This is a genomic window from Pseudomonas sp. JL23 (assembly GCF_056933585.1).
Window position 1 is genome coordinate 866,399 of record NZ_CM167795.1, and the last position, 17,270, is coordinate 883,668.

Sequence of the window (17,270 nt, forward strand, 5' to 3'; positions counted from 1 at the left end):
GGAGAGGACCTATGCTCAATAACGGTAGGCACTGTCAGGGTAGACGTCGGCATGCAATCACCCCCACGGAATTTCTCTGCTCATCGACAGAAAGGCGCTGCCGCCATTGAGTTTGCGGCGGTGTTCATCGCTTTTTTTGCGGTTTTTTACGGGCTGGTCAGTTACTGCCTGCCGTTGTTGATGTTGCAGTCATTCAATTCGGCCGCCAGTGAGGCGGTTCGCCGCAGTGTGGCCTTGAGCCCCGGCATCGCGAATTATCAGACGCTGATCCAGACTCAGGCGCAAAGCGTGCTGGTCACTCAGTTGGCCTGGCTGCCCAGTACCCTGGCTTTCAATCCCACGACCGACGCCGTTATCAGCTATACCCCGGCGACGGGCGTTCTGTCGGTGCGGATCAGTTATCCCAGCAACAGAATCAATCAGGTCATCCCGTTCCTGACCTTTCCGGGCATAGGCCAGATACCAAACCTCCCAGCCACGTTGTCCGCACAGGCGAGCATGCAACTTGTCCCTTAATAAAGTGATGCTGAACCGTCTGCTGGGACGAAGCGAGTCGCCGGCAACCCCCGCTACGGACCCGGCGAAAGCCGAGCCTGCGCAAATCAGTGCCGAGCTGTATATGGTGCTGGACAACGATGGCCGCGTGCTCAACGCCAGTGCGCAGCTGCGTAGCCGTCTGGGCATGCCCACGCCCATCGTTTCCGCCCAGCGCCTGATCGCCTACCTGATGCCCAACAGCGCCATGGTGGTCGAGGGTGTGCCGGAAGACTGGATCGACCATATGCTTGATCTCGACTTCAAGGCTTCGACCGCCAATACCCTGCACACCCGTGGCTGGATCCAGCACCATGACGGCGGCTGGCTTCTGCAGTTGCTCGATATCAGCGACCTGATGGAAGAGGCCAGCATCGCCCGCAGCCGCCAGCAATGCCTGCGTTTTGCCGGTCAGGTAGCCGAGCAGATTCGCGTGTGCAATTTCGACCGTCTGGGCCAGGTGGTCTCCGAGCAATTGGAAGAGCTGGGCCAACGTTGGAATGTGCCGTGCATGGCGTTGGCCCTGCCCGAAGCCGGCGGCATCGGCTGGCGGGTATTCGCGCAGTATCACGCCCATACCGCCCCCGAACTGTGGCAGCCGGGTCAGCGCCTGGGCACTGAACTGGATCTGTTCGATGGCGGACAGCCTCAACAACTGACCTTCGGCAACCATCCGCATCTGGCGCCGCTGCAGACCATCTTCGGCAATGCCGATGGCTTCCTGCTGCCCCACAGCCGTGAGGGCGTGGCCAAGGCATGGTTGCTTTTCGGTTTCTACAATGCCGCCAGGCAAGCCCCGGATCTGGGCGAGCGCGAGTGGCTGAACCTGTGTTCGGCCATTGGCGGGCCGGTGTTGTTTCGCCAGTCCGAACATCAACACCGTCACCATATCGAGCGCCTGAGCGTCCTGCAGGACCTGCTCGGCACCGGTTGGTGGGAATGGTTGCCCAACGACGAGGTGCAACTGGCGCCGCAATTGATCGATAGCCTGGGCCTGCATGGGCGGCTTGATCGTCTGTCGCGGCCGGACTGGCTGGCGATGATTCACCCGGCTGATCGCGAAGAGTTGAACAGTCGCCTGCTCGAGCTGCGGGAAAACGATACCCCGCTGTTGCTCTGCGTGCGCCTGCGCAGCCTTGATCCGGACCAGGCGCCAGTGTGGTTCCGTATTCAGGGTCAGTCGTTGATCAGTGGCCAGAGTCGCCGAGTGCTGGGTTTCATGCTCGATGTCAGTGATATCAAAAATCAGGAAACCGAGGCCGCCGCTGCCCATGCGCGGTTGGACAACCTGATCGCCAGTTCCCCGGCGGTTATTTACGTGCAGCGCTACGATCAAGGCAGCCTGGAGCCGACCTTTTTCAGCGCCAGCCTGACGCCGGTGCTGGGCTGGAAACTGGCCGATTGCGTTGACGGCCAGTTGACCGAGTACATTCACCCGGATGACCGTGATATCTGGTTCGAGCGCACCCGTCTGTTGCTGCGAGAAGGCTTCGTCAGCCGCCGTTACCGTTTGCGCGGGCGCGACGGCGTCTATCACTGGTTGCTCGACGAAGCGCGCCTGCTGCGCGATGACCTGGGCATTCCGGTGGAGGCCGTCGGTCTGTGGCTGGATGTAACGGAGGCCACCCTGGCCGCCGAACGGGTCCGCGAGAGCGAAGAGCGCTACCGGATCCTGGTGGAAGACTCCCCGGCGATGATCTGCCGCTACAGCCCGGAGTTGGTCCTCAGTTTCGGCAACCGGCCATTGGCCAATTATCTGGAGTGCACCACCGAGCAACTGGCCGGGGTCAATCTGGGCGATTGGTTCTCGGCCGAGCAGCGCGAAGACTTTCTTCAACGCATCGCCCAACTGACGCCGGAGTCGCCCATGAGCACGGCGGAAATCTGCCTGGAGTTGCCGGGCCGCGAACATGCCTGGTGGGTCTGGGCTGACCGCGGTGTGTTTGATGAGCAAGGCAAACTGGTAGAGATCCAGGCCGTCGGGCGGGATAACACCGACGTGCGCCGTTCGCGCATGCAGCTCAACCAAAGCGCGAAAATGGCGACCCTGGGCGAGATGGCCACCGGTCTGGCCCACGAGATCAACCAGCCGCTCAACGTCATGCGCATGGCCGTGGTCAACGTCCTCAAGCGTCTGAACAACGGCATCGTCGACCCGGAGTATCTGATCGAAAAGCTCAACCGTATCGACGCTCAGGTGCAGCGTGCCGGCAAGGTCGTCGACCATATGCGCGTGTTTGGCCGTCGTTCGGAGGTTCAGGAGCAGTTGTTCAATCCGAACGATTCGGTCGAGGGCACGCTGGGGATGCTCGCCGAGGGCATGAAAGGCAAGGGTGTCGAGCTGCGCGTGGGCGAGCTGGGCGAGCCGGTGCAGGTTCGCGGCCATGGCGATCAACTGGAACAGGTGATCATCAACCTGATGGTCAACGCCCGTGATGCGTTGCTGTCACGCAAGGAAGGCAATCCCGAGCTGCAACCCTGGATCAGCCTGCAAACCGGGCGAGACGCGCAGAACTTCTTTATTAACGTGGAAGATAACGGCGGCGGCATCGACCCACGGCTGCTGGAAAAGATCTTCGAACCCTTCTTCACCACCAAACCATCGGGTATCGGCACCGGCCTGGGCTTGTCGGTGAGCTATGGCATCGTCCAGCAAATGGGCGGCCTGCTAAGCGTCAGCAATTCCGGCGAGGGCGCGCGGTTTCAGATCAGTTTGCCGATCAGTCAGGGGTGATCCGGTCAGGCATCAGTCAGATGTGCTTGATGCTGTTGGGATTGGCCCCTCCTCTAAATCACCAACGTCGCCTGCCCGATATTGCAGCTCATATTGGCGCCGAGGTTGACCGGGTTGACGGTCACGCCCAGGCCCGCAAGCAAAGGGTCGAGCACACTGGTCAGCAGCGGTGACAAAGTGCTGTTGATGGTGCTGTCCAGGCTGGTAGTGAGCGTGCTCAACAAGGATTCCGCGCCACTCATGAGCGAACCCAGCACATTGTTGGTGGGCGGCGAATACATGTGCACCTGTACCCCGGCGACGGTCCCTGCCAGCAGGCTGCTGGGCAGTGTGGCGTTCGGCGCGAGGGGGAAGTACGGGTCAGTATTGATATCCGGCACTTGGTTAGGGGCCGACGGAGCGGTATAGGTGAAGTTTGTGGAGGTGCTTTGTACTTGGCCGATCGGACTGTTGACGCTGACCCCCAGGCCGCCACCCGTGAAGGGGGTCCGTGCGCCACATGTCCCTATTCCCAGAATTTTTTTGCACGTTGCACTACCAATATCCAGAACCGGCAGGGGCAGAGCGACGACAGCATTGGGATCCGTGCTGGCGGGGAAAGCAGCCGCTGAGCTGATTTGGCCGATTTTCAGGTTCAGCAGCGCACTGTCTGTATGGGTAGTCAGGGTTTTGTTGGTGTTGCTGGTGCAGGTAAAACCAGTGACATAGCTCTGGGCGCTGGAGGTGGAAACACTCACGTCAATCTGTGGGCCGGTGCTGCCGGATGATAGCCACTGAAAGTCATACATTGTGCAGCCCGCGCCCACCAGGCAGCTTGCCGAGTTCAGGCTCGCGACCAGGTTAAGACTCAGCACGTTATTGATCACCGGCGTCAGCGGCGTCAGCAGGTTGGTAGCGGCGTTGAGCAGCGGCGTAATCGTACCCAGGACCGGCAGGTTGATCGACAGCAATGCGCGGGTCTGCGCAGTGCGTACATAGATGCGGTTGGCGCCCAGCGGGTTGGCCGGATCGATTTTGCGCGGGTCGCCGAAGGCCGACAGTTGCGGTGCCTGAACCACCTGGACCTTGGCCGTGACCTGCGCCAGCCCTGGCACGTTCATTTGTACGGAGGACATCAGACCGTTCTTTTTGTTGGCAACCTGTACCAGGCCTTGGACCAGATCGAACACGCGCATATTGGTGTTCAGGGCCGCCAGGTTGCTGCCGCTCTGGACTTGCAGCAGATCGCCCAAGGCGATGGTGGTGGCCCCGGCTGCCGCCTTGATGCCGTTCAAGGCGTTGATCGTGGCGGTGTTGTTGGAGTCCAGAATGTTAATCGCGCTCTGCACCAACTGGCTGACCGCGATATTGGTGCTGAGCAGTTGGGTGTAGTTGCCTGCCGTAATGTTCAGATCGGTATTGAGCCGGTTCAGATAACTCAGCAGGTTCAGGTCGGTATTGACCAGGCCCTGCCAACCCGCGACGCTGAGATTCAGGCTGCCGCCAAGCAGGCCGCCGAGCAGCGGATTGAGTACGGCGGCATTGGCCGAGGTGACGGTCATGGCGGCGCTGCGCAGGGTCAGTTGCACCACCGGTGATGATTGCAGGGCGACAGCGGTCGCACTCATGGACATGTTCACCGGCGGCGCGGTGGTCGAGAAAAGTGTGCTGATCCGCGACGCTATGCTTCTGGGTACCGGATGGCTTGCAACCACCTTGATTACCTCGAATTTGGTTGCATCGGCGACGAACGTGCGCAAATTAGCGGTGACCAACAGGGTTCCACAGGTGACGTTGAGGGCGCGGTTGTCGCTGCCGACGACGAAACGGTTGCGCGCGGCGTTCTGCGTGGCGAAGGCAACCGCGCTGGCAGTGGTTGCGGGCAGGCAGTTGCCATGACGACCTGCCGCTTCCAGGGCCGCCATGTCCGCGACACGTTGCAGATTGCGCCTTTCCAGAAACAGGCGGCCGCTGTCGAGTACCACCAGCATGCACAGCAGCGCAAGGGTCAGGGTGCCTGCGGCCATCACACCAATGGCACCGCGCTGACGCAGATGATTCAGGGGAGACATCCAGCACTCCTTCGGCCACGCCGTTCGCTTACTCACCTGTGGCAGGAGTGTAGTTAAGGCGTGGGATGGGTGCTGGCTAAGTGACAGATGGGGTAAATGCAGGATCAAAAGGTGGGACCTGCTTTAGCCGGGAAAGCGTAGGCAGGGTCGATACATTTCTATCGTCTGTCATATTGTCTTCCCGGCTAAAGCCGGTCCCAAGACCCCTTGGTCGACGGGTTAGCGCGGCGGATACTGGCTCAGGATCTTCGCCACGGTGGTACGGATGGCCGTATCGCGAGCCACCGGATCAGGGCTGTCGTTGAGGATCTGCTCGGTGCTGCCACGCCACACCAGTTTGCCGTCCTTGCCGTCGAGCAAGTCGATCTGCAGGGTCGTCACCTTGTAATCGACGCTGCGGGTTTCACTGCTCACTGGCGGATAACCCCAATAACCACCCCACGGGCCGCCCCAGCCACTGCCGTATTGGGTGTTGACCAATTGCTGGCGGTTCTCCACTACAACCCAGGTCTGTACTTTGAGGTCCGGCGTCGTACCGGCCGCAGCCATGCGCAGACCACGTTGATCCAGCTGCCCGGCCACGGCCTGGCGGATGCGCTGTTCGGTCAGGTCGCTTTGCAGGCGCGGGTCATTGGGCTGGAATTGCACGCCGGGCTCTTTCCAGCTCCAGCTGCGATAGCCGCCGAAGTCGCGCTGGGTGTCGAAGTCGCGGTTGACCCGTGTGGTGTCGCAGGCACTGAGCAGCAGGGCAACACCCAGTACGGCAAGGTAGCGGAACATGGCAGTTCTCCGAAAAGTCAGGCTGGGGGATAAGTGCTCAGGGCGCCTTGTACGGCGTCGCGCAGTGCTTTGCCGCGTTGTGCCTGGTTGCCAGCGGCAGCGGCTTCGGCGCGGGCGCTCCAGACGGGTTGGCCGCTGCGGCCATCGAACAGGCTGATAGTGACGACGATCACTTGCTCCTGATAAGTGCGCACCACCGGCACCGTGGCATAACCGCCGTAGCCATTGCGGTAGCCGCCGTAGTACGGGTCATAGTAGTCGTCACGGACCTGGCGCAGACGGGTTTCCGGATGCAATTCGGCGCTGACATACAGGTCGGCGCCCTGGGGGTTACGCCCGGGGCGCAACCCGCGTTGGTCCAGGCCATTACTGACGGCTTCGGCGATCTGCGCCGGGTCGGCCCAGGTCGAGCCGATGGGCAACTGGCCGTTTAGCCAGGCCCAGTCGCGATAACGCCCGTAGTCCCGAGGCGCGGCTGGATAGGCGCTAAGGTCCAGGGTATTGGCGGCCTGTGTAGGGGCAGGGGGCAATGGACTGGAACTGGCGACGTACGGGTTTTCACTCTGGCAGGCGGCCAGGCCCAGGGTCAGGACGAGTGTGGCGAGGCGGGATTTCATGATGGTCTCCTTGGGCCTCTCTTATTTAATGAAGGTAAAGCGAACTCGTTGGAGCGAGGCGTGCCCGCGAAGACATTTAACAGGTTTCAAATGTGTATCTGGCTCACTGGCCCCTTCGCGGGCACGCCTCGCTCCAACAGGTTTTGTACTTGTCGCGGCGTCTAAATCGGCCGACACGCCCAATGCAGATAACGCCCCAACCCGGCATAGGCCGGATGGCGGCGGTGGGCCAGTTCCATTTCCAGCAGGTCCGCCAGATCGGCCTTGGCCTGGAACTCCACCGGCATATAGTCGTGGAATACGCGCACACCACTGCGGGTTTGGACTTGCCACAGCGGCTCAAGTTGCGCTGCCAGGTCACGCGGATCAAGGGGTTGTTGCGGGGTCAGGCTCTGCTTTTCCCCGGCCATGTCATTCTTGCGCATCTTGCGGAAATGACCCTTGAGCAGGTTGCGGTAGATCAGCGCGTCACGGTTGTAGAAAGCCAGGGACAGCCAGCCATCGCGACGGGTCAGTTGATGCAGCACCGGCAGGATCGCGTGGGGGTCGGCCAGCCATTCCAGCACCGCATGGCACAGCACCAGATCGTAGGGTTCGGTCAGTTGCCCTAGTAGTTCCTGCCAGGGCGCCTGAATGAAGGTTGCGCTCTGCCCCGCGTCGGCGAAGCGCTGGCGGGCGCCTTCGAGCATCGGTTCGGCAGGCTCGGCCAGGGTCACCTGATGACCGCGTTCAGCCAGCCACAGCGACATATGGCCCAGCCCGGCGCCGATATCCAGTACCCGCAGCGGGCGGTCGGGCAGGGCTTCAAGCAGGTCGGCCTGGAGTACCGCCAGGCGAATCGCGCCTTTTGCGCCGCCGTAGATTTTCTCGGCAAAGCGCGTCGCCAACTGGTCGAAATGACGGTCACTCATTTGGCGAACCGCCGTTCACTGTCGGCCAGCTTGCTGCGCACCACTTCGTCCATGCTCAGCCCAAGTTCGCTGCACATCAGCAGCAGATAAAGGACGATATCGCCGATTTCCTGTCCGGCATGAGCCAATTGATCAGGCGGCAACTGCTGGGATTGTTCTGGGGTCAGCCACTGGAAAATCTCTACCAGCTCGGCCATTTCGACGCTGGCGGCCATGGCCAGGTTCTTGGGGCTGTGAAATTGCCGCCAGTCGTTCTGGTCGCGAATACGGTGCAGGCGTTGGGTGAGTTCTTCGAGATTCATGCGGGAGGCTCCTTGAGGCGCATAGCTTCAAGGGGAACCGGTCGGGAAGCAAGCCTGGTTTGCGCCGCTTGCCGACCGATTCAAGCGCTATTCAGACGCCGTACATTCACTCAGAGCGGAGTGAACAGGGCCTTCTGGCCTTCAGGGGAGGTGAAGATAGCGTCGCCGTTATGGCCGACCCCCGGCACTACGACCAGATGCTGGCTGGTCCCATCGGGATGGCGCTTCTGCAAATACTCAAAGTAGTTCTGGCCACGGGTCAGCCGTGACGAACCCTGGGCTTCGGCGCCGCAGGACTTGTCCAGCGCCGGATGATTGGGGTCAGTGTCCAGTTGGCCGAGCAGGTAGGTGATATCGCGCTTCACATAGTTCTGCTCGATAACCGCCGGAGTTTGTTGGCCAGCGTAGAACGGCAGCTTGTTCAGGCCGTATTTCCAGTCGTTGAAGCTCGGGCAGGTCGCCGCCGTCACTGGCAACGGCCGCTGGGCGTCGAGATAGGCATAGGACGAGGAGTTGGCGATCACATAGCGCAGGTGGATGCCTTCCTTTTTCAGCAGGGCATCTTCACGGCCGCCGAGAACCGCATAGCGCTGCACCACTTGGGCGCCGCTGGAGTGACCGGCGATCACGATTTCCTTGAGGTTGGGGAACAGCTTGCTGTCGCTCAGGCGCTTGAGGATATGGTCCAGCACCACGAATGAACTGATCGGCTTGGGCCCGACTGCCGTGTCGCCTGCCATCCAGTTGTTTTCGTGCCAGCGCAGGATTTTTTCCGGCAGGTGGTGGGCAACGATGTCTTTTTCATCGAGGAACTGCGGCGAGATCAGCAGGGTTTTCTGCCGCTGCTTGGACTGGTTGGCCGCGCGCTCGATGCTGCGCAAATAGGTTGGCGCGTTGCGCAGGCGGCCGTGGATGACGATGACCACACGCTGGATCTGCGGCTTGGGTTTGACCCACTCCTGACTCAGGCCCAGGGTGGCCTCGACGCCATTGATCACCAGTCGATCAGGACTGATCGATTGGACCGCGTGGTCCTCGGCGTGAGCCGTGGCGCTCAGAAGGGTGCCCAACATCAGGACCAAAAGCGGTTTCATCATTGATCAAAGGCTCTTTGCGGCGAACGTGTCGCACTGATTGATTTGACCCTGGGCAAAGCCGGTTTTGAACCAGCGCACCCGTTGGGCCGACGTCCCGTGAGTAAACGAGTCAGGCACAACCCTACCCTGACTTTGTTGCTGTAACCGGTCATCACCAATGGCGTTGGCCGCGGTCAGGGCCTCTTCAATATCACCCGGCTCCAGCCAGTTCAAACGCTTTTGTGCATGCCAGGCCCAGACCCCGGCCAGGCAATCGGCCTGCAGTTCCTGGCGCACCAGTAAACCATTGCTGCCTTCCATGCGCTGGCCCTGTTGCCGGGCCGTCTGAATTTTGGCCGAAATACCCAGTAACGTCTGCACATGATGGCCTACTTCGTGGGCAATTACATAGGCTTGCGCGAAGTCACCGGCTGCCTTGAAGCGCTGCGACATTTCCCGGAAGAAATCCAGGTCCAGATAAACCTGCTGATCGGCCGGGCAATAGAAGGGGCCGCTGGCCGAAGACGCCAAGCCACAGGCTGACTGTACCCGGCCACGAAACAGCACGAGCGTCGGGTCTTTGTACTGGCGGCCGCTCTGGGCAAAGATTGCCCGCCAGGTGTCTTCGGTGTCGCCGAGGATTGCCCGGACAAAGTCCGTCTGCGGATCGTTGGCGGCCGGTGCCTGTCGGGTTTGCGGGCTGACGCTGGTGGACTGCTGCCCCATCTGCCCGGCCAGTTGCCCGAGAATCTGCATCGGGTCCTGGCCAGTCAATAGCCCGAACGCGACAATCAACACCACCCCGCCCAGGCTCAGGCCCTTGCCACCGATCCTGAAACCACCGCCCCCACCGCCACTTGCGCCGTCCTGAGCATCGACTACGTTGTCGCTGCGCCGACCTTTTTTCCAGAGCATGGGAGAGTCCTTTCGGGAGGGATGTAAGAGAGTGTTGCTCTTAGACAGGCTTGGCGCCAGTTTGATCGTCGGGGGAGGTAATTGTGGGATCGGCTTTAGCCGGGAGGGCGATTTCGCCGTCGCTCTTACGGCGATGGATGTACCGACTGTCCACCAAAGGCACCTAGCGGCGACAGTCATCGGCGAAGCAAAGAACTGGCCGCCCATGACTGGTTGCTTTGATGCTGAACGCCAGCCCGCTGGGGATTCGGCGGTTGGTGGATGGGGAACTGACGGATCGGGCTATTTGATAGTGGCGGGAGCCAGCTTGTTGGCGAGAGGGCTGTGGGGCTCGCTCATTGCCTTGCGAAAAAGTTGGCTCCTGCCAAGCTCTGTCTGGTGTTAATCTGCAATGACAATGAAGTAGAAGATAAACGAAGAAAGTACAGCAACACTTTCGTAGGCATAAGCAGCTAAAAGTTGGATGCGTAACTTTTTCGGTATTTTCTTTTCTTCATCTTTGCCTAGAAAGCCGTTTCGGTGTAGCCGACGAGCCATAAGGATTGTGACTACAATCATATTCAGTCTCATTTGCCGTCCGATGAAACCGGAGCCCCATACTGTACGGTTCCATTCGACAGACTCGTTGCCGTCCAAATGATGCTCTAACTCACTCAACTTTCCGTATTGAAAATAGCCTGTGAAGCCGAAGCTTATGAAAATATTCAGAGCGATAATCATGCCTATCGTAAACTCCGTATCTGTCATTATTTCGGTCTCCACTCGTAAAGCTTCTCGCCTGCCGTCTCGCCGAGACCTTCACCCACTTTTCCGCCTATGTACCCTCCCGCGATGCCGCCAATGATGCCGCAGGCCAGAGCGCCCCAGCCCACTGACGGTATCGTAAAAACCGCAACACATGTCGATACGGCGCTTGCAGCCCCCCAACTGCCACCTTTCATGCCAAAACCCACACCCAGCGCCAATTTACCCCCCTCCACATACGCCGCCTTCTCACACTTCTCCTCCCGCCCCACCGAACACGCCTCTTTCACCTCCAACCCAGACGCCACGACATTCAACCCGATGCCAACTGCGGTGCCGTGCTTAAGCAACTTTGCCGTGCGCGCTATACCTTCCATACGTCTGGCGTAATCGCGCATCTCGCCGGTATGCAGGTAGCTTTTGGTGGAGATGCCGAGCATTTTCTTGATCGAGCCTCTGTTCTGCAGTCCGCTTCCCCAACGGGCAACGCCTTTGAGTTGTTCGTCGAGACGGGCAAACAACACCTGACGCTGATTGATGAACTCCTGGCGGGCGATGGGGGTGCCGCGGGTGAGCGATAGCTTGTGCAACTTCTGGATGTCGTCGAGGGTCTTTTCGATGGCGGTCAGGTGGTTGCTCCAACTGCCGGAAACGGCGCCAATACCCAGTGAGGCGTGGCCCAGCATACGTTGAAGGATATCGTAGTGCTTCAGCGCCAGGCCATCGGAGCCCAGGGAGTTATGGCTGATCTGATGGCTGACATGCTGCGCCATGCGCATGAACTCGGTTTCTTCGAGGGTGCAGGAGGGTGTACTGCTGTCCGGCACGATAATTATCTCTCCCGGCATGACCACGCGATTGCGGATATGGATATTCAACGTGTCGAATTTATTGCTGGCGCCCAGTTGCGTTTTGATCGTGTTATCGCTCTGCATTTTATCGTTGATGAACGAATAAGCCCTGCTCATATCTTGTACTCCCTGTAAGTGGAGGTGCGAGGTTATGAAAGCCAAAAGGGGCTGGCGATAGTGCAGGCGGGATTTGTCGGCTTTTCCGAAAGTGCCTACGTACTAAAGTTAGATTTCCTACAAATTTATTAGAGTAATAATATTCAGTAATACACGTCGACTGTAATTGCGAGAAAAAATAGACATAAATACCACCTGCATTACCTGCCAAATCTCTAACTTGCGCGCCATTGTTGCCTAAGCAACGAGCGGATTTGACGATCCGTTGCTGTAATCGCGTAGCGCTTTTGAGTCTTTGTTCAAACACTGTGTTTGCACGATAGTTTCATGGCAGCTGTGTGTGGGAGATCTTCGGATCTGCCGGTTCCTACAGCCCGGTTCGTCAACCCGCACACAGTTGCCACCCAATCCGTTTGACGAGGATGAAGGTGGTATCGATTTTCTGTAGGAGTACGTTATGAAACACCTCACCCCATCCGACCGCTACCTCCCCCTTACCCAATCCGGCCAAGACTCTCCCATCCTGCTGCTCGATACCCAAGCGCCCCTGACCGAGCTGCATGCCTATACCAGCCTGCGATTCAGCCTGGCCGCGCGCTTTCTCGATGGCCTGGCTTGCACCGATGGCGATGAACATGATTGGAGTGCTATTGCCGGGACGTTACATTTGCTGATGCAGGAGGCGTGTGCGGTGGATCGGGTTATTGAGCAGCGGTTGTGGCGCGGTTGTGAGGCAGGCATTGCGCCGGATCTTGCGCTTTAGCTGCATTCTGTGGGACCGGCTTTAGCCGGGAAGGCGTATTCCCGGCTAAAGCCGGTCCCACAGTTCAGCTCTTTTCAGCGTCTGACCAACAACACCCCGGATTCCATATGGTGGGTATACGGAAACTGATCGAACAGGGCGCAGCGCTCGACACGGTGGGTGTCGTGCAGTTGCTCGATATTGGCCGCCAGGGTCTCCGGGTTGCAGGAGATGTACAGGATATTGTCGAAGCGCCGGGTCAGTTCGCAGGTGTCCGGGTCCATGCCGGCGCGGGGCGGGTCGACGAAGACGCTGCCGAAGTCGTAGCTTTTCAGATCCACGCCTTCCAGGCGGCGGAAGGGGCGTACTTCGTTGAGGGCCTGGGTCAGCTCTTCGGCGGACAGGCGCACCAGGGCGACGTTATCCACAGCGTTGTCGGCCAGGTTGCTCAGGGCAGCGTTGACCGAGGTCTTGCTGATTTCCGTGGCCAGCACTTTACGCACACGCATAGCCAGCGGCAGGGTGAAGTTACCGTTGCCGCAATACAGCTCCAACAGGTCATCCGTGCGCTCGCCCAGGGCTTCAAATGCCCAGTTGAGCATCTTCTGGTTCACCGTGCCGTTGGGTTGGGTGAAGGCGCCTTCGGGCTGACGGTAGCTGTAGGTGCGACCGGCGACTTCAAGCTTTTCAGTCACGTAATCACGACCAATCACCACACGCTGCCCCTTGGAACGGCCGATCAGGCTGACCTCCAGGTCGGCGGCCAGTACTTTGGCGGCGGCTTTCCAGGCATCGTCCAGCGGGCGGTGATAGCACATAGTGATCATCGCATCACCGGCCAGGGTGGTGAGGAAATCCACCTGGAACAGCTTGTGATTGAGGATCGGGTCGGCTTCCCAACGGTCGCGCAGCACCGGCATCAGCGCGTTGATGCGCTGGCTGGCGATAGGCAGGCCGTCGAGCAGGATCGGCGTCTTGTTATCGCCGGGGGCGAACATGGCGTAGTGACGCTTCTGCGCCTCGCGCCACAGACGAAATTCGGCGCGCAGGCGGTAGTGCTCGCGGGGCGAGTCGAATATCTGCGGCTCGGGCGCGTCGAACGGCGCCAGCAGCTCGCGCAGGCGGATGGCTTTGTCTTCGAGCTGACGGTCGTAGCTCGCGGGGTCGAAGGGAACACTCATGCGTTGAACCAGCCCAGCTTGATCACGAACAGGATCGACAGGATCACCAGGGCCGAATTGAGCTCACGCGCTCGGCCGGAGAGGATCTTGATCGCGGTCCAGGAAATGAAGCCAAAGGCGATGCCGTTGGCGATGGAATAGGTGAACGGCATCGCCAGGGCGGTGATGACCACCGGCGCGGCGACACTGATGTCGTCCCAGTCGATTTCCGCCAGGCCCGAGGTCATCAGCACGGCGACGAACAGCAGCGCCGGGGCCGTGGCGAAGGCGGGTACGCTACCGGCCAGTGGCGCGAAGAACAGCGCCAGCAGGAACAGGATGGCGACGACGATGGCGGTCAGGCCGGTACGGCCGCCGGCACTGACGCCCGCCGCGGATTCGATATAGCTGGTGGTGGTGGACGTGCCCAGCAGGGAACCGGCCATGGCCGCGGTGCTGTCGGCAATCAGGGCGCGGCCCATTTTCGGCATGTGGCCGTTCTTGTCCATCAGCCCGGCGCGCTTGGCGACGCCGATCAGGGTGCCGGAGTTGTCGAACAGGTCGACGAACAGGAAGGCGAAAATCACGCTGACCAGACCGATATCCAGCGCGCCCTTGATATCCAGTTGCAGGAAGGTCGGGGCCAGGGATGGCGGCATCGACATGATCCCGCCGAACGGGCTGAAGCCCAGGACGATGGAAACGATGGTCACGGCGAGGATGCCGATCAGCACGGCGCCGCGTACCTGAAGTTTTTCCAGGGCGACGATTAGGAAGAAACCGAGGATCGCCAGCACCGGCGCCGGTTTGGCCAGGTCGCCGAGGCCGACCATGGTGGCCGGGTTGCTGACCACTATTTCCGCGTTATGCAGGGCGATCAGCGCCAGGAACAGGCCGATACCGGCCGCAATGGCCGAGCGCAGGGGCAGGGGGATGCTGTTGATGATCCATTCGCGGATGCGCAAGATCGAAAGAATGAAGAACATCACCGCCGAGATGAACACCGCGCCCAGGGCCACTTGCCAGGTATGGCCCATGTGCAGGACTACGGTGTAGGTAAAGAAGGCGTTGAGGCCCATGCCCGGTGCCAGGGCGATCGGGTAGTTGGCGATCAGCCCCATGACTGTGGAGCCAATGGCTGCGGCCAGGCAGGTGGCGACGAACAGCGCGCCCTTGTCCATGCCGGTGGCGCCGAGGATGCTCGGGTTGACGAACAGGATGTAGGCCATGGCCAGGAACGTGGTCACGCCCGCGAGAATCTCGGTGCGCACGTTGGTGTTGTGTGCCTTGAGTTGAAACAGCCGCTCCAGCATGTCTGGCTCCCCTGGACGCCATGGCGTCGTGAATGAATCGACTCCAACAGCAAAGCACAGGTCGCCGGGGCGGTCTGGGCATTTTCCGTGGGTCAGAAAAAGCCGCGCATGATACCAGTAGCGCGAGGCGATGGCTGCGGCGGATCATCAGTTGCCTGCACGCCAGTGCCAATCCCGCGACGGCGCTGTCAAGATCGCAAAACCGTCAATGTCGCCAGAGTGCAAACACAGGTCGCACTGGTGCGTTTCGCGCCCCTTGCCGCTGCGTAATTTGAGGCCACGCAGCAACATCCGCATTGCCGCTGATTGAAAGCTCACTGCCACACGAACGAGCCAAAAAATAACGAGCCGACCCGAGGGAGCACGCATGAAGAGATTTATTCGTCATATCAGTTGTGGTGTTTTGATGTTGAGCAGCACTGCGCTGCTGGCGGCGGAACCGGCCAAGTGCCAGAACGTACGCATGGGCGTGGTCAACTGGACCGACGTGATCGCTACCAGCGCCATGGCTGAAGTCTTGCTCAAGAACATGGGCTACGAGGTCAAGCAGACCAGCGCCGCCCAGCAGATCGTTTTCGGCGGCCTGCGTGATGATCGCCTGGACGTGTTCCTCGGTTACTGGAAACCGGCGATGGACAAGAACATCGCCCCTTTCCTGGAAGCCAAGCAGGTCAAGGTTCTGGAAAAACCAAGTCTGGCCGATGCCCAGGCAACCCTGGCAGTGCCTGACTACGTGGCCGCTGGCGGGCTGAAAACTTTCGCTGATATCGCCAAGTTCAAGGACAAGCTCGGCGGTAAGATCTATGGGATCGAGCCAGGCACCGGCGCCAACGGCAATATCAAAGGCATGATCGACAAGAACCAGTTCGGCCTCGGCGGTTTCCAGCTGGTCGAGTCGGGTGAAGCCGGCATGCTGGCTGCAGTGCAGCGCGCCATCAAGCGCGGCGAGTGGGTAGTCTTTGTGGGCTGGACCCCGCACCCGATGAACATCAACATGAAGATCGAATACCTGACCGGCAGTGAAGATGTGTTCGGTCCGAACGAAGGCGCAGCGACCGTTTCGGTGGTTACCGCCCCTGACTACGCCACCCGTTGCCCGAACGTCAGCCAATTGATGACCAACCTGACGTTCACCGCCGCCCAGGAAAGCGCCATGATGGTCCCGATCATGGACCGCAAGGCGCCGGATGACGTTGCCAAGCAATGGCTCAAGGATCACCCTGAAGATCTGACGCGCTGGTTGGCCGGTGTGACTACGTTTGATGGCAAGGATGCTGCGCCGGTTGTAACGGCGGCGCTTAAGTAAGGCTTTTCGAGACCAGTATGGCCCTGCGGATATGCCTGCAGGGCTGACCTGGCGAGTGTGTTTATTGTGTGGGACCGGCTTTAGCCGGGAAGGCGCCTTCCCGGCTAAAGCCGGTCCCACATTCGTTCTGCGTTTGTCGCAGTCTCCACAGGCAGGAGCGCTGAATGACTCATCCATACCCCCTTTCCCTTGAACTCACCGAGTTCGTCCGTCACAGCCTGACGTTTACCGTTACCGAACCTGGCATCAGCGGCCAGCGCGACGCCTATTCGCGTATGTGCCGAGCCTATACACCGCCGCGCCCGCAGGGTTTGCAGGTCGAGGATTTCACCCTGGCCGGGGTCAAGGTGCGGCGTTACCGTCCCGATGACTGGCCTGACAACGAAGCTGCGCCTTGCGTGCTGTATCTGCACGGCGGCGGCTGGGTGGTCGGCGACCTGGACTCCCACGATTTCGTCACCGCCGCGCTGGCCGCTGACCTCGGCGCTGTGGTCGTCGCCGTGGACTATCGTCTGGCGCCGGAGCACCCTTTTCCTGCTGCATTCGACGATTGCCTGGCAGTCTGGCGCGGTCTGCGCGAGCAAGCGCACAACCTCGGCATCGACCCGGCGCGCATCGCCGTGGCGGGGGACAGTGCCGGTGGCAATCTGGCCGCCGCGCTGTGCCTGGCCTTGCGTGATGCCAGGGAACCACAGCCTCTGGGCCAGGCCCTGATCTATCCGGGACTGGGCGGTGCGGCGAGCCTGCCGTCACGTCATGAGTGTTTTGACGCGCCGTTGCTCAGCAGCGCAGAGGTGGATGAATATCTGGGTTTGTATCTGAGCGAACCCGAAGACTGGCGCTCACCCTACGCCCGGCCGCTGCTGGCCGAGGACTTCAGCCACCTGGCCCCGGCGTTTATCGCGGTGGCGCAGTTTGATCCGTTGCGTGATGACGGCATTGCCTTTGAACAGGCGTTGCGCGCGGCGGGTGTGCGGGCGCGGCTTGAGCTGGGCATGGGGCTGATCCACGGCTGCCTGCGCGCCCGTGAGGCGGCAGAGGTAGATGAGTTGTATGAGCGGCTGGTGGGGGCTTTGCGGGATTTTCTTTGGTAGCAGATCAGGCTGAGCGGTTGAGA

General features: G+C 60.3%; 16 protein-coding genes. 5 read left to right on the forward strand and 11 right to left on the reverse strand.

Translation table 11 applies throughout. The features are described from left to right. The first annotated feature begins 51 nt into the window (after positions 1–51). Both AC1Z24_RS04210 and AC1Z24_RS04215 read left to right on the forward strand, forming a co-directional pair. On the forward strand, positions 52–516 hold the full coding sequence (locus AC1Z24_RS04210) for a TadE/TadG family type IV pilus assembly protein (RefSeq protein WP_483744657.1): 465 nt from the start codon (positions 52–54) through the stop codon (positions 514–516). Beyond that, positions 506–3,268: a PAS domain-containing sensor histidine kinase gene (locus AC1Z24_RS04215; RefSeq protein ID WP_483744658.1), complete on the forward strand. Its 2,763-nt coding sequence runs from the start codon at positions 506–508 to the stop codon at positions 3,266–3,268. The genes AC1Z24_RS04210 and AC1Z24_RS04215 overlap by 11 nt, the downstream gene beginning before the upstream one ends. Positions 3,269–3,321: 53 nt before the next feature. Here the strand turns inward: AC1Z24_RS04215 and AC1Z24_RS04220 are convergent, their stop codons facing one another. From AC1Z24_RS04220 to AC1Z24_RS04260, 9 genes are all read right to left on the reverse strand, one after another. Continuing rightward, complete coding sequence (locus AC1Z24_RS04220) at positions 3,322–5,319, reverse strand: pilus assembly protein TadG-related protein (protein WP_483744659.1); 1,998 nt, start codon at positions 5,317–5,319, stop codon at positions 3,322–3,324. 219 nt (positions 5,320–5,538) lie between these two features. Further along, on the reverse strand, positions 5,539–6,099 hold the full coding sequence (locus tag AC1Z24_RS04225; protein WP_483744660.1) for a DUF4136 domain-containing protein: 561 nt from the start codon (positions 6,097–6,099) through the stop codon (positions 5,539–5,541). Positions 6,100–6,116: 17 nt separating this feature from the next. Beyond that, positions 6,117–6,716, reverse strand: a complete 600-nt coding sequence (locus AC1Z24_RS04230) for a DUF4136 domain-containing protein (RefSeq protein WP_483744661.1) — start codon at positions 6,714–6,716, stop codon at positions 6,117–6,119. A gap of 161 nt (positions 6,717–6,877) precedes the next feature. Next, a complete protein-coding gene (locus AC1Z24_RS04235) occupies positions 6,878–7,627 on the reverse strand; it encodes a methyltransferase domain-containing protein (RefSeq protein WP_483744662.1) in 750 nt (249 codons plus the stop codon). After that, a complete protein-coding gene (locus tag AC1Z24_RS04240; RefSeq protein ID WP_483744663.1) occupies positions 7,624–7,929 on the reverse strand; it encodes a nucleotide pyrophosphohydrolase in 306 nt (101 codons plus the stop codon). Before AC1Z24_RS04240 ends, AC1Z24_RS04235 begins: the two co-directional genes overlap by 4 nt. Positions 7,930–8,039: 110 nt before the next feature. Then, positions 8,040–9,026: an alpha/beta hydrolase gene (locus AC1Z24_RS04245; RefSeq protein ID WP_483744664.1), complete on the reverse strand. Its 987-nt coding sequence runs from the start codon at positions 9,024–9,026 to the stop codon at positions 8,040–8,042. Positions 9,027–9,029: 3 nt separating this feature from the next. Further along, on the reverse strand, positions 9,030–9,920 hold the full coding sequence (gene ypfJ, locus AC1Z24_RS04250; RefSeq protein WP_483744665.1) for a KPN_02809 family neutral zinc metallopeptidase: 891 nt from the start codon (positions 9,918–9,920) through the stop codon (positions 9,030–9,032). A 381-nt stretch (positions 9,921–10,301) separates the two neighbouring features. After that, a complete protein-coding gene (locus AC1Z24_RS04255; RefSeq protein ID WP_483744666.1) occupies positions 10,302–10,640 on the reverse strand; it encodes a hypothetical protein in 339 nt (112 codons plus the stop codon). A 26-nt stretch (positions 10,641–10,666) separates the two neighbouring features. Further along, the gene (locus tag AC1Z24_RS04260; protein ID WP_483744667.1) at positions 10,667–11,632 is read right to left on the reverse strand and encodes a hypothetical protein; all 966 of its coding nucleotides are present in this window, start codon (positions 11,630–11,632) and stop codon (positions 10,667–10,669) included. A gap of 457 nt (positions 11,633–12,089) precedes the next feature. Between AC1Z24_RS04260 and AC1Z24_RS04265 the strand changes: the two genes are divergently transcribed. After that, positions 12,090–12,395: a hypothetical protein gene (locus tag AC1Z24_RS04265; protein ID WP_483744668.1), complete on the forward strand. Its 306-nt coding sequence runs from the start codon at positions 12,090–12,092 to the stop codon at positions 12,393–12,395. A 74-nt stretch (positions 12,396–12,469) separates the two neighbouring features. Here the strand turns inward: AC1Z24_RS04265 and trmA are convergent, their stop codons facing one another. Both trmA and AC1Z24_RS04275 read right to left on the reverse strand, forming a co-directional pair. Then, on the reverse strand, positions 12,470–13,555 hold the full coding sequence (gene trmA, locus AC1Z24_RS04270) for a tRNA (uridine(54)-C5)-methyltransferase TrmA (RefSeq protein WP_483744669.1): 1,086 nt from the start codon (positions 13,553–13,555) through the stop codon (positions 12,470–12,472). Beyond that, positions 13,552–14,847 carry an NCS2 family permease gene (locus AC1Z24_RS04275; protein ID WP_483744670.1) on the reverse strand — a complete coding sequence of 432 codons (1,296 nt, stop codon included), beginning with the start codon at positions 14,845–14,847 and terminating at the stop codon, positions 13,552–13,554. Before AC1Z24_RS04275 ends, trmA begins: the two co-directional genes overlap by 4 nt. A gap of 367 nt (positions 14,848–15,214) precedes the next feature. Here AC1Z24_RS04275 and AC1Z24_RS04280 point away from each other — a divergent pair, with 367 nt between their 5' ends. Both AC1Z24_RS04280 and AC1Z24_RS04285 read left to right on the forward strand, forming a co-directional pair. Beyond that, positions 15,215–16,153 (forward strand): choline ABC transporter substrate-binding protein, encoded by a 939-nt coding sequence (locus AC1Z24_RS04280; RefSeq protein ID WP_483744671.1) that lies wholly within the window; start codon positions 15,215–15,217, stop codon positions 16,151–16,153. A gap of 164 nt (positions 16,154–16,317) precedes the next feature. Further along, positions 16,318–17,247, forward strand: coding sequence for an alpha/beta hydrolase (locus AC1Z24_RS04285; protein ID WP_483744672.1), 930 nt, complete (start codon positions 16,318–16,320; stop codon positions 17,245–17,247). Positions 17,248–17,270 lie beyond the last annotated feature (23 nt).

What these genes read in the sequence shown, in the direction of transcription:
- AC1Z24_RS04245 (WP_483744664.1), bottom strand. Translation starts at nt 9,026, where the DNA reads ATGATGAAACCGCTTTTGGTCCTGATGTTGGGCACCCTTCTGAGCGCC.
- AC1Z24_RS04235 (WP_483744662.1), bottom strand. Translation starts at nt 7,627, where the DNA reads ATGAGTGACCGTCATTTCGACCAGTTGGCGACGCGCTTTGCCGAGAAA.
- AC1Z24_RS04210 (WP_483744657.1), top strand. Translation starts at nt 52, where the DNA reads ATGCAATCACCCCCACGGAATTTCTCTGCTCATCGACAGAAAGGCGCT.
- ypfJ (WP_483744665.1), bottom strand. Translation starts at nt 9,920, where the DNA reads ATGCTCTGGAAAAAAGGTCGGCGCAGCGACAACGTAGTCGATGCTCAG.
- AC1Z24_RS04280 (WP_483744671.1), top strand. Translation starts at nt 15,215, where the DNA reads ATGAAGAGATTTATTCGTCATATCAGTTGTGGTGTTTTGATGTTGAGC.
- AC1Z24_RS04285 (WP_483744672.1), top strand. Translation starts at nt 16,318, where the DNA reads ATGACTCATCCATACCCCCTTTCCCTTGAACTCACCGAGTTCGTCCGT.
- AC1Z24_RS04275 (WP_483744670.1), bottom strand. Translation starts at nt 14,847, where the DNA reads ATGCTGGAGCGGCTGTTTCAACTCAAGGCACACAACACCAACGTGCGC.
- AC1Z24_RS04220 (WP_483744659.1), bottom strand. Translation starts at nt 5,319, where the DNA reads ATGTCTCCCCTGAATCATCTGCGTCAGCGCGGTGCCATTGGTGTGATG.
- AC1Z24_RS04265 (WP_483744668.1), top strand. Translation starts at nt 12,090, where the DNA reads ATGAAACACCTCACCCCATCCGACCGCTACCTCCCCCTTACCCAATCC.
- AC1Z24_RS04230 (WP_483744661.1), bottom strand. Translation starts at nt 6,716, where the DNA reads ATGAAATCCCGCCTCGCCACACTCGTCCTGACCCTGGGCCTGGCCGCC.
- AC1Z24_RS04260 (WP_483744667.1), bottom strand. Translation starts at nt 11,632, where the DNA reads ATGAGCAGGGCTTATTCGTTCATCAACGATAAAATGCAGAGCGATAAC.
- AC1Z24_RS04240 (WP_483744663.1), bottom strand. Translation starts at nt 7,929, where the DNA reads ATGAATCTCGAAGAACTCACCCAACGCCTGCACCGTATTCGCGACCAG.
- trmA (WP_483744669.1), bottom strand. Translation starts at nt 13,555, where the DNA reads ATGAGTGTTCCCTTCGACCCCGCGAGCTACGACCGTCAGCTCGAAGAC.
- AC1Z24_RS04255 (WP_483744666.1), bottom strand. Translation starts at nt 10,640, where the DNA reads ATGATTATCGCTCTGAATATTTTCATAAGCTTCGGCTTCACAGGCTAT.
- AC1Z24_RS04225 (WP_483744660.1), bottom strand. Translation starts at nt 6,099, where the DNA reads ATGTTCCGCTACCTTGCCGTACTGGGTGTTGCCCTGCTGCTCAGTGCC.